Below are 13,945 nucleotides of genomic sequence, written 5' to 3' on the forward strand. Positions count from 1 at the left end.
CTTGTCCTTAACGCAATTTCAGTGAAGCCAGGCCAGCGAGCACCAGCATCATGGTGACAATCCAGAAGCGCACCACCACCTGGGTTTCCTTCCAGCCCTTCAATTCGTAGTGGTGATGCAGCGGAGCCATGCGGAACACGCGCTTGCCGGTGAGCTTGAACGAAGCCACCTGGATCATCACCGACAGCGCTTCCATCACGAACAGGCCGCCCATGATGAACAGCACGATTTCCTGACGCACGATCACCGCCACGGTGCCCAGTGCCGCGCCCAGCGCCAGTGCGCCGACATCGCCCATGAATACCTGCGCCGGATAGGCGTTGAACCACAAGAAGCCCAGGCAGGCCCCGCAGATGGCGGCACAGAACACCACGACTTCATGCGCACCGGGAATGAAGGGCAGGCCCAGATATTTGGAAAACACCACGTGGCCGGCCACGTAAGCGAAGATGGACAGGCCGGAAGCCACCATCACCACCGGCAGCGCCGCCAGACCATCCAGACCGTCGGTCAGGTTGACCGCATTGGAGGTGCCGACAATCACCAGATAGGTGAGCACGCAGAAGCCGACCACGCCCAGCGGATAGGCCACGGTCTTGAAGAAGGGCACGATGAACTCGGTGGAAGCCGGCAGCTTGGCGGTGGCAATCAGGAAGATGCCCGCAGCAATGGCGATGGTGGATTGCCATACCATCTTGAATTTGGCCGACACGCCTTTCGGGTCCTTGTACACCACCTTGCGCCAGTCGTCGTAAAAGCCCAGCGCGCCGGTTCCCAGCATCACCGCCAGCAGCAGCCAGACGTATTTGTTGGACAGATCCGCCCACAGCAGGGTGGTGATGGTGATGGACAGCATGATCAGCGAACCACCCATGGTCGGGGTACCGGCCTTGACCAGATGGCTTTGCGGACCGTCGTTGCGCACGGCCTGGCCGACTTTCAGTTCGGTCAGTTTGCGGATGACCCACGGCCCCATCAGCAGCGAGATGGTCAGCGAAGTAAGCGCAGCCATCACCGCACGCAGGGTAACGTAGTAGACAACGTTGAAAGTCCGGATATGAGAACCCAGCAGATCGGCTAGCCAGAGCAGCACCTTACACTCCCTCTTCTTGTTGTTTTGCGGTCGTCAGGTGTTCCACCACCCGTTCCATACGCATGAAGCGCGAGCCTTTCACCAGCACGGAAGCTCCCGCTTGCAAATTGGCGTCCAGCCAGTTGGCCAGCGCCGCGAAATCATCAAAACTGTGTGCGCCGTCACCAAAGGCGGCGGCAGCGTGACGGCTGAGTTCGCCCAGCGTCACCAACTGCGCAATGCCGCGCTGGCGGGCATGCTCGCCCACCTCGGCATGCAGTTGCGCTGCTGTGTCGCCCAGCTCGCCGATATCACCCATCACAAAGCAATGCGGTGCCGGCAAGCCGGCCAGCACGTCGATACCGGCTTTCATCGAATCCGGATTGGCGTTGTAGCTGTCGTCAATCACCACACCGCCGTGACGACCAGTTTTCTGTTGCAGACGGCCCTTGGCATTGCCGAACACCGCTAGACCGGCAGCGATGGCGGCCAGCGGCACATCCAGCGCCAGCGCCATGGCCGCAGCGGCCAGCGCATTGCGCACATTGTGTTCGCCCGGTGCCGGCAGGCTGATGGCCTGCTCGCCTTGCGGGCTGCACAAGGTAAAGCGGCTGCCCAGCGCCTGCAGGCTGATGTCACGCGCGCTGATGTCTGCCTGCTGCTGCAGGCCGAAGCTGCAGATGCGGTGCGCACCGGCGGCAGTACGGAACAGCGCGATATTGGCGTCATCGGCATTGACGATGGCCACACCATCCGCCTGCAGGCCGGAGAAGATTTCCGCCTTGGCACGGGCGATGTCGGCGGTATCGGCAAAATAGCCCAGGTGGGCACGCATGGCGTTGTTGACCAGTGCCACTTGCGGCCGTGCCATATTGCTCAGATAAGTCAGCTCGCCGTGGTGGTTCATGCCCATTTCCAGCACCGCATAGCGGTGGGCGGCAGTCAGCCCCAGCAAGGTCAGCGGCAGGCCGATGTCGTTGTTGAAGTTACCGGCGGTGGCATGTACCGCCTGCTCTCCGGCATGGGCCTTGAGAATGGCGCTGAGCATTTCCTTGACCGTGGTCTTGCCGTTGGAGCCGGTAATGCCCACGCGCAGCGCGGGCAGTGCGCCAGCCCAGCCAGCAGCCAGACGGCCCAGCGCCAGCCGGGTATCGTCCACCCTAATCAGGCTGGCGTTGTCCAGCGCAAAATCCTCGGCCACCAGCGCAGCGGCGGCACCGCGCGCCAGCACATCGGCCACAAAGTCGTGCGCGTCAAAGCGCTCGCCCTTGAGCGCGACAAACAAATCGCCCGGCTGCACGGCACGGCTGTCGGTCACCACCCGGGTCAGACGGACTTGCCCGTCTGCGCCCGACAGGGTGCCAACTGCCCATTGCGCGGCCTGCTGCAGGGTCATCATGCTTCGTCTCCCCAGGCCGTCAGTGCCTCTTCGGCAATGCGGAAGTCGGAGAACGGGTGCTTGACCCCGGCGATGTCCTGATATTCCTCATGCCCCTTGCCGGCAATCAGCACAATATCGCCAGCCTGCGCCTGGGCGACTGCCCAGTGAATGGCGGCAGCACGGTCGGCCTCGACATGGCCCGGATGGCTCATGCCAGCCAGAATGTGTTCAATGATAGTTTGCGGGTTTTCAGTGCGCGGATTGTCGCTGGTCACCACCGCTACATCGGCGATGCGCTCGGCGATTTCGCCCATCATCGGGCGCTTGCCCGGATCGCGGTCGCCACCGCAACCAAAGACGCAATACAGCTTGCTACCGCTCGGGCGAATGTCGGCCAGCGTGGCCAGTGCCTTTTCCAGCGCATCCGGGGTATGGGCGTAGTCAATCACCACCAGCGGTTCGTGGCTGCCGCCAATGCTTTGCATACGGCCACGCGCCGGCTGGATGCGCGCCATCACGGCGGCAGCATCAGTCAGGCTGATGCCGTTGACGCACAAGGTGGCCAGACAGGCCAAAAGATTGCTGGCATTGAAACGGCCCACCAGACCGGTGCGCACTTCCACCTCGCCCCACGGCGTGGCAACCCGCAATTGCAGGCCATCCAGATTTGCCGTCAGGCTGAGCGGGCGCACATCGCCCTGCGTCAGCCCGTAGCTCACTACCTTGGTCTGGCTGGCATCAATGTCCTGCACCAGCTGACGGCCAAACGGGTCATCCACATTGATGACCGCGTGCTTGAGACCTTCCCAGTGGAACAGCTTGGCCTTGGCCGCGCCGTAGGCTTCCATGCTGCCGTGATAGTCCAGATGATCGCGGGTCAGGTTGGTGAATACCGCGGTGGCAAAGCTCACGCCATTAACCCGCGCCTGGTCCAGACCGTGGCTGGATACTTCCATGGTGACCACATGCGCACCCTGGCGGCGGTATTCGGCCAGCTTTTGCTGCACGGTGACCGGGTCAGGCGTGGTGTGGGTGGTTTGGGTCAGTTCGCCATAAAAACCGTTGCCCACGGTGCCGATCAGCGCGGCTTTCTGGCCCAGCAACGAAAACGCCTGCGCCAGCCAGTGCGAGATGGAAGTCTTGCCATTGGTGCCGGTTATGCCGATTACCGTCATCGCCTGACTGGGCTGGCCATAAACATGTGCTGCCACCATGCCGGCACGCTCGCGCAGCGCCGGGACAGGCAGGTTGGGCAGCTGCCAGTCGGGATTCCAGCAAAAACCGTCGGCGGCATCCCACAAGACGGCGGCGGCTCCCTTTTCCAGCGCGGCAGGGATAAAGTCGCGGCCATCGGCATATTCACCATGGCAGGCCAGGAAGACATCGCCGGGCAATACACGGCGGCTGTCCGCTTCCACCCGTTTGATGGGGAAGCCCAGCTGGTTCAGTTGTGCCGGATCCCAGTCCGGCAAGCTTGTCAGGCGACTTTTCATATTCTGTTTCTTCAAAAATCCGCAGGGACCGGCGTGGAATCCGGCAGCAAGCTGTTGTTAGACGGCTCGTCCGGCTGCACATTCAGCACGCGCAGCGCGCCGCCAGCCACCTGGGAAAACACCGGTGCGGAAATGGCACCGCCGTAGTATTTGCCAGCCGTGGGTTCGTCAATCATCACGGCCACAATCAGTTTCGGGTTCTTGCCCGGGGCAAAGCCCATGAACAGGGCGCGGTGCTTGTTGGCCACATAGGTGCGGCCTTCCAGCTTGCGCGCCGTACCGCTCTTGCCACCAATGCTGTAACCGATGATGCGGCCACCAACTGCGCCACCGCCCGGTTCGCTATTGGCCACCAGCAAGTCGTGCATTTCATGCGCGGTTTTTTCGCTCAGCACCCGCTTGCCTGGCATCGGATTGCTGGTTTTGTACAGAGAGATGGGCAGCATCACGCCATCATTGGTAAAAATGGTGTAAGCCCGCGCCATCTGGAGCAGGCTGACCGATACGCCATAGCCAAAGGACATGGTGGCCTGCTCGATAGGCCGCCAGTTTTTCCAGTCACGCAGGCGTCCGGCGGCCTCGCCGGGGAAGCCGGTATTGGGGGCGCGGCCAAAACCCAGCGCATCATAGTAGGTCCAGAAATCCTGCGGGCTGCTCAACAGCGCCAGCTTGCTGGTACCAACGTTGGACGACTTCTGAATGATGCCCAGAATGTTCAGGCTGGGCTGCGGTGACACGTCGCGGATGGTGGCCGGGCCAATCATGTAGGTGTGGGTATCCAGCACAGAGTTGACCGTGGTCTTGCCATGTTCCAGTGCCAGCGAAATCGACAGCGGCTTCATGGTGGAACCCGGCTCGAACAGGTCGATCACCGCGCGGTTGCGCAGCATTTCCGGTGTGGTGCCTACCCGGTTATTGGGGTTGAACGAGGGGAAGTTGGCCAGTGCCAGCAGTTCGCCGCTCTTGGCATCCAGCACCACCACACTGCCGGCCTTGGCCTTGTTTTCTTCCACGGCCGCCTTGATTTCGCGGTAAGCCAGATACTGGATGCGGTGATCCACCGCCAGGGCCAGGGTCTGTCCGTCCTTGGGCGGTTCAATGGCGGCCACATCTTCGATGATGTGACCACGACGATCCTTGATCACCACGCGACGGCCATCCTTGCCGGCCAGCATTTTTTCGCGCGCCAGCTCCACCCCTTCCTGGCCTTTGCCATCCACCCCGGTGAAGCCGATGATGTGGGAGATGATTTCGCCAGCCGGATAAAAGCGGCGGTATTCCTGCTGCTTGGCAATGCCGGGAATGCCCAGTGCCATCACCTTGTCAGCCAGCTCCGGGCTGATCTGGCGCTTGATGTAGACAAATTCTTTCTTGCGGTCGGACAGCTTGGCGGCCAGTTCTTCCGGGCCGAGATCCAGCAACTGGCCCAGCTCGCGCAACTTGGCCGGCGGCACCGGCTCCATGTCGGCCGGGCTGGCCCAGATGGTTTGCACCGGCGAGCTGATGGCCAGCGGTTCGCCGTTACGATCGGTAATCACACCGCGGTTGGCTTCCAGCGTCATGGCGCGGCGGAAACGCGCCTCGCCCTGGCCTTGCAGGAAGTCCTGCTGCACCACTTGCAGATAAATGGCCCGACCAATCAAAGCCAGAAACAGCAGGCCCAGCATCAACAGCACAAAACGCACACGCCCTGCCGTCATTTTCAGGGCAGGGCTGGCGTCGGCGATACGTTCACGCTGGTGGGCTGAATAGCTGGTGCGCATCAGGCACCTCCTCGCGGTGAAATCACCTGGATCTGGCGCGGGTCCGGCGTGTGCATACCCAAACGGCTGCCGGCGGCCTTTTCAATCACCGCATGCGCCCCCCAGGTACTTTGCTCAAGTTGCAGCTGGCCGTACTCGACTTCCAGCTGCTGGGCGGACTTCTGCTCTTTCTGCAGGTCGCTGTAAAGCCTGCGCGATACGTGCTGCGAGGTGACCACCGACCAGGCGGACACCACGACGAGCACCAGAAGGATCGCGCACAGGCGGTTCATGCATCCCCCTCCCGCCACGGTGCGGCGGTACGTTCGGCGATACGCATGATGGCGCTGCGCGAACGAGCGTTTTCACGCACCTCTTCCTCGCTGGCGCGCACCGGCTTGCCCACGGTCTCCAGCGGTGGCCTGGCCATGTCTTCGGCACGCACCATCACCCAGGCAGGCAGCTTTTCCACACTGCTGGCATCGCGCAGGTACTGTTTGACGATACGGTCTTCCAGCGAGTGAAAGCTGATGATGGCCAGCCGGCCACCCTCCGCCAGATGTCGGGCCGCTTGCGGCAATACCGCTTTCAGCTCGTCCAGCTCGCGATTCACAAAGATCCGGATCGCTTGGAAGGTACGCGTGGCTGGGTCCTGACCCGGTTCCCGAGTACGGACGTTTTTCCCAACGAGCAAGGCGAGCTCACGCGTGGTCTGGATGGGAGCGAGCTCCCGTTGCGCAACAATGGCTGCTGCGATCTTGCGAGCAAACCGCTCTTCACCATAAGTCTTGATGACCTCTTTGATTTCGTCTTCTTCCGCACTGGCCAGCCACTGGGCGGCAGTAATGCCGCGCGTGGTGTCCATGCGCATGTCCAGCGGCGCGTCGAAGCGGAAACTGAAACCGCGACGGCCATCGTCGATCTGGGGTGAGGACACGCCCAGATCCATCAGTACACCATTCACCGTGGCCACACCCAGGCGGGCCAGTTCCTGACTCAGGGTCTCGAAACCGTTGTGGACAATGGTGAAGCGTGCATCTTCCGCCGCCAGCCTGTCGGCCTCGGCAATGGCTTCCGGATCCTTGTCAAAAGCAATCAGACGACCTTGCGGCCCCAGTTGCGACAGGATCAACCGGCTATGGCCACCTCGACCGAAGGTGCAGTCGACATACACGCCATCGGGCTTGATGGCGAGCGCGGCAACAGCCTCGGCAAGCAGAACCGTGCGGTGCACGTACGGGGTGGGACTCACAGCGTAAAATCTCCAAGATGTTGTGCCAGATCGGCTTGGTCGATAGCCAGTGCTTCCGTGGTCTGGCTGTCCCATTCCTCGGCATTCCACAGCTCGAAGCGGTTGCCCATGCCCACCAGGGACACGTCCTTGTCGAGACCGACCAGTTCGCGCAGGCGGGAAGGCAGCAGGATGCGTCCGGCACTGTCCATTTCCAGCGTTTCTGCGTGGCCAAGCACGAGGCGCTGGTAGCGTTTCAGCGTGGGATTGCCGGTGGGAAGGGCGAGAAGGCGGGCTTCGACCGGACGCCAGTTGGGTTCGGGATAAATCAGCAGATGGTCGGGGGATTCGAGGGTGACAACCAGCTTGTGGCCAAACGCGGACAGCAGTGTCTCACGGTGCTTGGCCGGAATGGCCAAACGACCCTTGCTATCAAGAGAGACAATGCTGACTCCACCAATCATGACCTGGACACCACCGCTGAAAGTTGAGGGGCCGTCGCCCCACTTTTACCCACTTCACCCCACTTTCCGCCACTATAAGAAAGAACTTCAACATGGTCAACATCACTCGGCGCTAATTCACCTTTTGCGACAATGACTTAGCGGCAGGGTGAAAATGTGCTTTCCGTGTCAAATCAGTGGGTTAATAACGGCTATCAAAGTGAGCTATGAACTGTAATGGTGCAGGAAGGCAACACAATGATTTTTAATGACATGCACATTGAAGATCAGTCACTACACAGCGCCGTGGCGGCAATGCAAGCCTGAGCATGCAAAAACAGAACGGCATGCCGCAGCATGCCGTTCGTGCAAACACTGTCCGGGACAGCGCTTCAGCGGGCCATCAAGCCAGTTTCTGCTTCAGGATGTCCTGCACCTGAGCCGGATTGGCCTTGCCCTTGGAGGCTTTCATCACCTGACCGGCCAAGGCGTTCAGCGCCTTTTCCTTGCCGGCGCGGAATTCCTCCACCGCCTTGGGGTTGGCGGCAATGGCTTCTTCCACCATCTTTTCGATGGCACCCACGTCGGACACCTGCTTCAGGCCATCGCGCTCGATGATGGCGTCAGCGGACAGATCGCTATCCCACAAGGCATCAAACACCTGTTTGGCCAGCTTGCTGGACAGGGTGTTGTCGGCAATGCGCAGGATCAGGCCGGTCAGCCGTTCGGCGGAAATCGGGCAGTCGGCAATATCCTTGCCTTCGCGGTTCAGGCGGGCAGCGATTTCACCATTCACCCAGTTGGCCGCCAGCTTACCCTGACCGGAGGCCTGAGCAACTGCTTCGAAATATTCCGCCGTAGCGCGGCTGCCGGTCAGCAGGGCCGCATCGTAGGCCGACACGCTGAAGGCTTCGACAAAACGCGCCTTCATGGCGCTGGGCAGTTCCGGCATTTCGCCGCAGATGCGGGCAATCTGCTCGTCGCTGATACGTACCGGCAGCAGGTCCGGATCGGGGAAGTAGCGGTAGTCGTGCGCGTCTTCCTTGCTGCGCATCATGCGGGTTTCGCCGCTGTCCGGGTCGAACAGCACGGTTGCCTGCTCCACGCGGCCGCCGTCTTCCAGGGTGTCGATCTGCCACTGGATTTCGTACTTCATCGCCTGCTCGAGGAAGCGGAAGGAGTTGAGGTTCTTGATTTCGCGGCGAGTACCGAATTCCTGCTGACCGAACGGGCGCACCGAAACGTTGGCGTCAACGCGGAAGCTGCCTTCCTGCATGTTGCCGTCGCAAATGCCCAGCCACATCACCAGGCTGTGCAGGGCGCGGGCATAGGCCACCGCCTCTTCCGGCGAGCGCATGTCCGGCTCGGAGACTACTTCCAGCAGCGGGGTGCCGGCGCGGTTGAGGTCGATGCCGGTCATGCCGCTGAAGTCTTCATGCAGCGATTTGCCAGCATCTTCTTCCATGTGGGCACGGGTCAGCTTGACCAACTTTTCTTCCTCGCCCACCAGAATCGGCAGCACACCGCCTTCGACGATAGGCAGCTCCATCTGGCTGATCTGGTAGCCCTTGGGCAGGTCGGGGTAGAAGTAGTTTTTTCGCGCAAATACGTTCTTCTGGTTGATTTTCGAGCCCAGTGCCAGGCCCAGGCGGATGGCTTTTTCCACCACGGCCTTGTTCAGCACCGGCAGTACACCGGGAAAGGCCAGTTCCACGGCCGAGGCCTGGGTGTTGGGCTCGGCACCAAAGGCGGTACTGGTGCCGGAAAAAATCTTGGTAGCGGTGTTGAGCTGCACATGCACCTCAAGACCGATGACGACTTCCCATTTCATCGCGGAGAAATCCTTTTGCTTATGTCGTCAGGGGGGCGCAGCGCACGCCCCTGCACGATCTTGATTACAGGGCGGGAGCGCGGGTGTGCCAGTCGGTAGCCAACTGGAACTGGTGCGCCACATTCAGCATTTTTGCTTCGCCAAAATAATTGCCGATGATCTGCAGGCCCACCGGGCGGCCACGGCGATCGAAACCGGCCGGCACGCTCATGCCAGGCAAGCCGGCCAGGTTGACCGACAGGGTGTAGATATCGGACAGATACATCTGCACCGGATCACCGGATTTCTCGCCGATATTGAAGGCGGCAGTCGGTGCCACCGGCCCCAGGATAACGTCGCACTGCTCGAATGCGGCCTTGAAATCGTTGGCGATCAGGCGGCGGATCTTTTGTGCCTTCAGGTAGTAGGCATCGTAATAGCCGTGCGACAGCACATAGCTACCCACCAGAATGCGGCGCTTGACCTCGGCACCGAAACCTTCGGCGCGGGTCTTTTCATACATGTCCACCAGGTCCTTGTACTCTGCCGCACGGTGGCCGTAACGCACGCCATCGTAACGCGACAGGTTGGTGGAGGCCTCGGCCGGGGCAATCACGTAGTAGGCCGGGATCGACAGCTCGGTGTTGGGCAGGCTGATGTCCACCACTTGTGCGCCCTGCTTTTTCAGCTCGGCCACCGCGTCTTCAATCACCTTGGCCACGTCGGCATCCAGACCATCGGCAAAATACTCGCGCGGCAGGCCCACGCGCAAACCGGCCAGCGGCTGGTTCAGCTCGCGGGTGTAGTCTTCCCGCGCACGTTCCAGACTGGTGGAGTCGCGCTCGTCAAAACCGGCCATCACGTTCAGCATCAGCGCGCAGTCTTCGGCGGTCTGGGCAATCGGGCCGCCCTGATCCAGCGAAGAGGCATAAGCCACCATGCCATAACGCGATACCACGCCATAAGTGGGCTTGATGCCGGTGACGCCGCAGTGGCTGGCCGGCTGGCGGATGGAGCCGCCGGTATCGGTGGCGGTAGCCACCGGGGTGAGGCGCGCAGCGACAGCAGCAGCGGAACCACCGGACGAGCCGCCGGGAATGGCGTTCAGGTCCCACGGGTTTTTCACGGCACCGTAGTAGCTGTTTTCATTGGACGAGCCCATGGCGAATTCGTCCATATTGGCGCGTCCCAGCGTGATCAGGCCGGCGGCATTGCACTGCTCCACCACATGGGCGCTGTAGGGTGAAATGAAGTTGTCCAGCATCTTCGAGCCGCAGCTGGTTTTCCAGCCCTGCTGACAGAAGATGTCCTTGTGCACCATGGGCACACCAGTGAGCAGCCCGGCCTGGCCGGCGGCACGGGCGGCATCGGCAGCTGCGGCATCCGCCAGGGTGCGGGCGCGGTCTACGGTGATGAAGGCGTTCAGCTGCGGGTTCAGCGCCTCGATGCGGTCGAGGTAGTGCGTGGCCAATTCCACGCTCGACACCGCGCCCGCCGCCAGTTGTTGCGACAGTTGCTTGAGGGTGGCGTTCGTCATTTTGTCTTGATATCCGGTTAAGCTGGGATCGATGAGCGGGTGCGCCTGTCACGGCAGGCCGGCAGCACAGGCCCGGAAAAAAGCCATTCCCAAGCGGGAACCATCCGAAACCATGCTGCTCTGAGACTCACTCGATCACCTTGGGAACGAGGAACAGACCCTTTTCCACCTGCGGGGCAAGCGCTTGAAATGCCTCGCGCTGGTTGGTCTGGGTCACGATGTCTTCACGCAGGCGCAGGCTTACATCCTGCGGATGCGCCATCGGTTCGATGCCATCGGTGTTGACGGCCTGCATCTTCTCGATCAGGCCAAAAATATTGTTAAGCTGGTTGCCGACTGCCGCGATTTCTTCATCGCTTACGTTGATGCGGGCAAGCTTGGCAATCCGCGCGACATCCTGGTGCGTCAGAGACATGGCGTCCTCGTTAAAACCTTTAATATTTCAAGCTTTATAGGGTATCATAAGGGGTTTGATTCTCCCAAGATCGACATCACACATCGCAACAGGAAAGACGCATGCGGCAACAGGGTTATCTACCTGTTATAACGCTGTTTATTTCTTCGCTGCAATGCAACAATGATGTCCCCCCGGGGAGCCGCCGTCCGCAGCGCCAGCTTAGTCTGGAAAGCTGCGCCACGTCGGAAACCGGGAAGCCAAGCCCATGCTAAGATTTTGCCGGACGCGCATCGCGCCCGACTGACGGAAACTGAACCAGGACCGCCCAATGTTTCGTTCGCTCACCGGATACTTCTCCAACGACCTTGCCATCGACCTTGGCACGGCCAACACCCTCATCTACATGCGTGGCAAGGGCATCGTGCTTGACGAGCCGTCGGTAGTCGCCATTCATAGCGACGCCCCCACCAATAAGAAATCCATCCTGGCCGTCGGCCTGGAAGCCAAGAAGATGCTGGGCCGCACGCCGGGTTCGATCCAGGCCATCCGCCCGATGAAGGATGGCGTGATTGCCGACTTCACTGTCACCGAGCAGATGCTCAAGCAGTTCATCAAGAAGGTGAACCCCAACCGCTTTTTTGCCGCCAGCCCGCGCATCGTGATTTGCGTACCCTGCGGCTCCACCCAGGTGGAACGCAAGGCGATCCGCGACTCGGCCCTGGCTGCCGGCGCGCGCCGCGTCGAGCTGATCGAAGAACCGATGGCCGCTGCCATCGGTGCCGGCCTGCCGGTAGAGGAACCGACCGGCTCCATGGTAGTGGACATCGGTGGCGGTACCACCGAAGTTGGCGTGATTTCGCTGGGTGGCGTGGTGTATTCCAACTCGGTACGGGTTGGCGGTGACAAGTTTGACGAAGCCATCATCAATTACATTCGCCGCAACTACGGCATGCTGATTGGCGAAACCACTGCCGAAGAAATCAAGAAGACCATCGGCTCGGCCTTCCCCGGTGCCGAAGTACGTGAAATGGAAGTCAAGGGCCGCAATCTGGCCGAAGGCATTCCGCGTGCCTTCACCGTGTCTTCCAATGAAATTCTGGAAGCACTGACCGAACCGCTGAACCAGATCGTCTCCGCGGTGAAGATTGCCCTGGAACAGACCCCGCCGGAACTGGGTGCCGACATTGCCGACAAGGGCATGGTGCTGACCGGTGGTGGCGCGCTGCTGAAGGATATCGACCGCCTGCTGGCCGAAGAAACCGGCCTGCCGGTATTCGTGGCCGAAGAGCCGTTGACCTGCGTGGTACGCGGTTCGGGCAAGGCGCTGGAAAAAATGGACAAGATCGGCACCATTTTCACCAACGTACCCTGATTGTTGCCTAAACGGAGTTGCTGCCGCCCCGTCAAGGGGCGGCATACCGCCTGATGGACTTCGCCAACACCCCCAGTTTTTTCCGTTCCGGGCCCAAGCCCGGCACACGCCTGTTCCTGTGCGTGCTGGCCTCTATCGCGCTTTTGGTAGGCGATAGCCGCTACGGACTGATGGAACAGGCCCGCGATGGCATGTCGCTGGTGCTCTATCCCCTGCAGCGTGTGGTCAACATGCCACTGGGCATGGTGCGCCATTTCGGTGACTACTTCACCGTGCAGGCCGACCTCAAAAGCGAAAACGACCAGTTGCGCACCCGCCAGCTGGAAATGTCCGCCCGGCTGGCCAGGCTGGAAACCGTAGAGCGCGAACTGACCGAACTACGCGGCCTGAACGCCATCAAGGCCGGCCGCAGCGATGCGGCCCAGCTGGCAGAAATCCTGTACACCGGTCGCGACCCCTTCTCCTACAAGATCATCATCGACAAGGGTGCCGATGCCAATCTGCAGCCGGGCCAGCCGGTGGTGGATGCACGCGGCCTGCTGGGGCAGATTACCCGGGTACAGCCGCTGACTGCCGAAGTTTCGCTGATCATCGACAAGAACCAGATGGTACCGGTAATGATTGCCCGTACCGGCGAGCGTGCCATTCTGTACGGCTATGGCGGCGGAGTGGAAATCCGCTATCTGCCGCTGCATGCCGATGTGCGTGAAGGTGACAGCATTGTCACCTCCGGGATTGACGGCCTGTATCAGGAAGGTACGCCGGTAGCGCGGGTAAGCAAGGTGGAACGCAATGCCGGCGCGGCATTCAGCCGTATCACCACCGAGCCGCTGGCCGGGGTGCAACAAACCCGCTATGTACTGGTATTGCAGCAAAAAGGCCAGACACCGCCGCGTCCGGCCGAGCCGGTTGTGCCCGTGAAAAAGACCAAGGGCAAGAAGCCCGCCGATTCGGAGTAAGCATGTCGTTCGACCGCCCCAAGGAATTGCTCAAGCCGGTCAAGCGCCGCTTCATTTTCATGACCCTGCTGCTGGCGGTGCTGGTGGAAATGATTCCGCTTCCGCATGGCTCCACCCGCTGGCTGCCAGACTTCATCAGCCTGGTACTGCTGTACTGGGTGATCAACCAGCCGCGCCGGGTGAATGTGGGTATTGCCTTCCTGATGGGACTGGTGGCCGATATCGCCACCGCCGGCATGCTGGGGCAGCACGCGCTGGCCTACTCGGCCACATCTTATCTGGCGCTGAGCCGCCAGCGTCAGCTGATCATGTTCAATCTGGGTCAGCAGGCACTGAGCGTGCTGGGGTTGATGCTGTGCAACCAGAGCATCATGGTAGTGGCGCGCATGCTCACCGGCTCGGCCTTTGTCGGCTGGAGCTATTTCCTGCCGCCCCTGATCGGTGCCTTGCTGTGGCCGCTGCTGACCAAGCTGCTGCTACTGCCTTACCGTCATCACTCGGTGTAAGT

Annotated in this window: 13 protein-coding genes; 3 read left to right on the forward strand and 10 right to left on the reverse strand. The window is 61.0% G+C overall.

Annotated elements, in window-relative coordinates; all coding sequences use genetic code 11:
- Positions 1 to 7: 7 nt before the first annotated feature.
- The 10 genes from mraY to gatC form a co-directional block, all read right to left on the reverse strand.
- Positions 8 to 1,093 carry a phospho-N-acetylmuramoyl-pentapeptide-transferase gene (gene mraY, locus GSR16_RS19265; protein WP_089082937.1) on the reverse strand — a complete coding sequence of 362 codons (1,086 nt, stop codon included), beginning with the start codon at positions 1,091 to 1,093 and terminating at the stop codon, positions 8 to 10.
- A 1-nt stretch (position 1,094) separates the two neighbouring features.
- A complete protein-coding gene (locus GSR16_RS19270; RefSeq protein ID WP_159880220.1) occupies positions 1,095 to 2,471 on the reverse strand; it encodes a UDP-N-acetylmuramoyl-tripeptide--D-alanyl-D-alanine ligase in 1,377 nt (458 codons plus the stop codon).
- Complete coding sequence (locus GSR16_RS19275; protein ID WP_159880222.1) at positions 2,468 to 3,946, reverse strand: UDP-N-acetylmuramoyl-L-alanyl-D-glutamate--2,6-diaminopimelate ligase; 1,479 nt, start codon at positions 3,944 to 3,946, stop codon at positions 2,468 to 2,470. The genes GSR16_RS19270 and GSR16_RS19275 overlap by 4 nt, the downstream gene beginning before the upstream one ends.
- An 11-nt stretch (positions 3,947 to 3,957) precedes the next feature.
- A complete protein-coding gene (locus tag GSR16_RS19280; protein WP_159880224.1) occupies positions 3,958 to 5,709 on the reverse strand; it encodes a peptidoglycan D,D-transpeptidase FtsI family protein in 1,752 nt (583 codons plus the stop codon).
- Complete coding sequence (gene ftsL, locus GSR16_RS19285; RefSeq protein WP_159880226.1) at positions 5,709 to 5,981, reverse strand: cell division protein FtsL; 273 nt, start codon at positions 5,979 to 5,981, stop codon at positions 5,709 to 5,711. The genes GSR16_RS19280 and ftsL overlap by 1 nt, the downstream gene beginning before the upstream one ends.
- Positions 5,978 to 6,940 (reverse strand): 16S rRNA (cytosine(1402)-N(4))-methyltransferase RsmH, encoded by a 963-nt coding sequence (gene rsmH / locus GSR16_RS19290; protein WP_240902544.1) that lies wholly within the window; start codon positions 6,938 to 6,940, stop codon positions 5,978 to 5,980. The genes ftsL and rsmH overlap by 4 nt, the downstream gene beginning before the upstream one ends.
- Complete coding sequence (mraZ, locus tag GSR16_RS19295; RefSeq protein ID WP_159880230.1) at positions 6,937 to 7,383, reverse strand: division/cell wall cluster transcriptional repressor MraZ; 447 nt, start codon at positions 7,381 to 7,383, stop codon at positions 6,937 to 6,939. Before mraZ ends, rsmH begins: the two co-directional genes overlap by 4 nt.
- A 382-nt stretch (positions 7,384 to 7,765) precedes the next feature.
- Positions 7,766 to 9,193, reverse strand: a complete 1,428-nt coding sequence (gene gatB / locus GSR16_RS19300; RefSeq protein WP_159880232.1) for an Asp-tRNA(Asn)/Glu-tRNA(Gln) amidotransferase subunit GatB — start codon at positions 9,191 to 9,193, stop codon at positions 7,766 to 7,768.
- A 64-nt stretch (positions 9,194 to 9,257) separates the two neighbouring features.
- Positions 9,258 to 10,709, reverse strand: coding sequence for an Asp-tRNA(Asn)/Glu-tRNA(Gln) amidotransferase subunit GatA (gene gatA / locus GSR16_RS19305; protein ID WP_159880234.1), 1,452 nt, complete (start codon positions 10,707 to 10,709; stop codon positions 9,258 to 9,260).
- Between the two features lie 127 nt (positions 10,710 to 10,836).
- Positions 10,837 to 11,124 (reverse strand): Asp-tRNA(Asn)/Glu-tRNA(Gln) amidotransferase subunit GatC, encoded by a 288-nt coding sequence (gatC, locus tag GSR16_RS19310; RefSeq protein WP_159880236.1) that lies wholly within the window; start codon positions 11,122 to 11,124, stop codon positions 10,837 to 10,839.
- 310 nt (positions 11,125 to 11,434) lie between these two features.
- Here gatC and GSR16_RS19315 point away from each other — a divergent pair, with 310 nt between their 5' ends.
- The 3 genes from GSR16_RS19315 to mreD are packed head-to-tail and all read left to right on the forward strand — an operon-like array spanning position 11,435 to position 13,943.
- Positions 11,435 to 12,478, forward strand: coding sequence for a rod shape-determining protein (locus GSR16_RS19315; RefSeq protein WP_045846501.1), 1,044 nt, complete (start codon positions 11,435 to 11,437; stop codon positions 12,476 to 12,478).
- Between the two features lie 53 nt (positions 12,479 to 12,531).
- Positions 12,532 to 13,437 (forward strand): rod shape-determining protein MreC, encoded by a 906-nt coding sequence (gene mreC, locus GSR16_RS19320; RefSeq protein ID WP_159880238.1) that lies wholly within the window; start codon positions 12,532 to 12,534, stop codon positions 13,435 to 13,437.
- A gap of 2 nt (positions 13,438 to 13,439) precedes the next feature.
- Positions 13,440 to 13,943 carry a rod shape-determining protein MreD gene (gene mreD / locus GSR16_RS19325; protein ID WP_159880240.1) on the forward strand — a complete coding sequence of 168 codons (504 nt, stop codon included), beginning with the start codon at positions 13,440 to 13,442 and terminating at the stop codon, positions 13,941 to 13,943.
- Positions 13,944 to 13,945 lie beyond the last annotated feature (2 nt).

This window comes from Aquitalea denitrificans (assembly GCF_009856625.1).
GTDB lineage: Bacteria > Pseudomonadota > Gammaproteobacteria > Burkholderiales > Chromobacteriaceae > Aquitalea > Aquitalea denitrificans.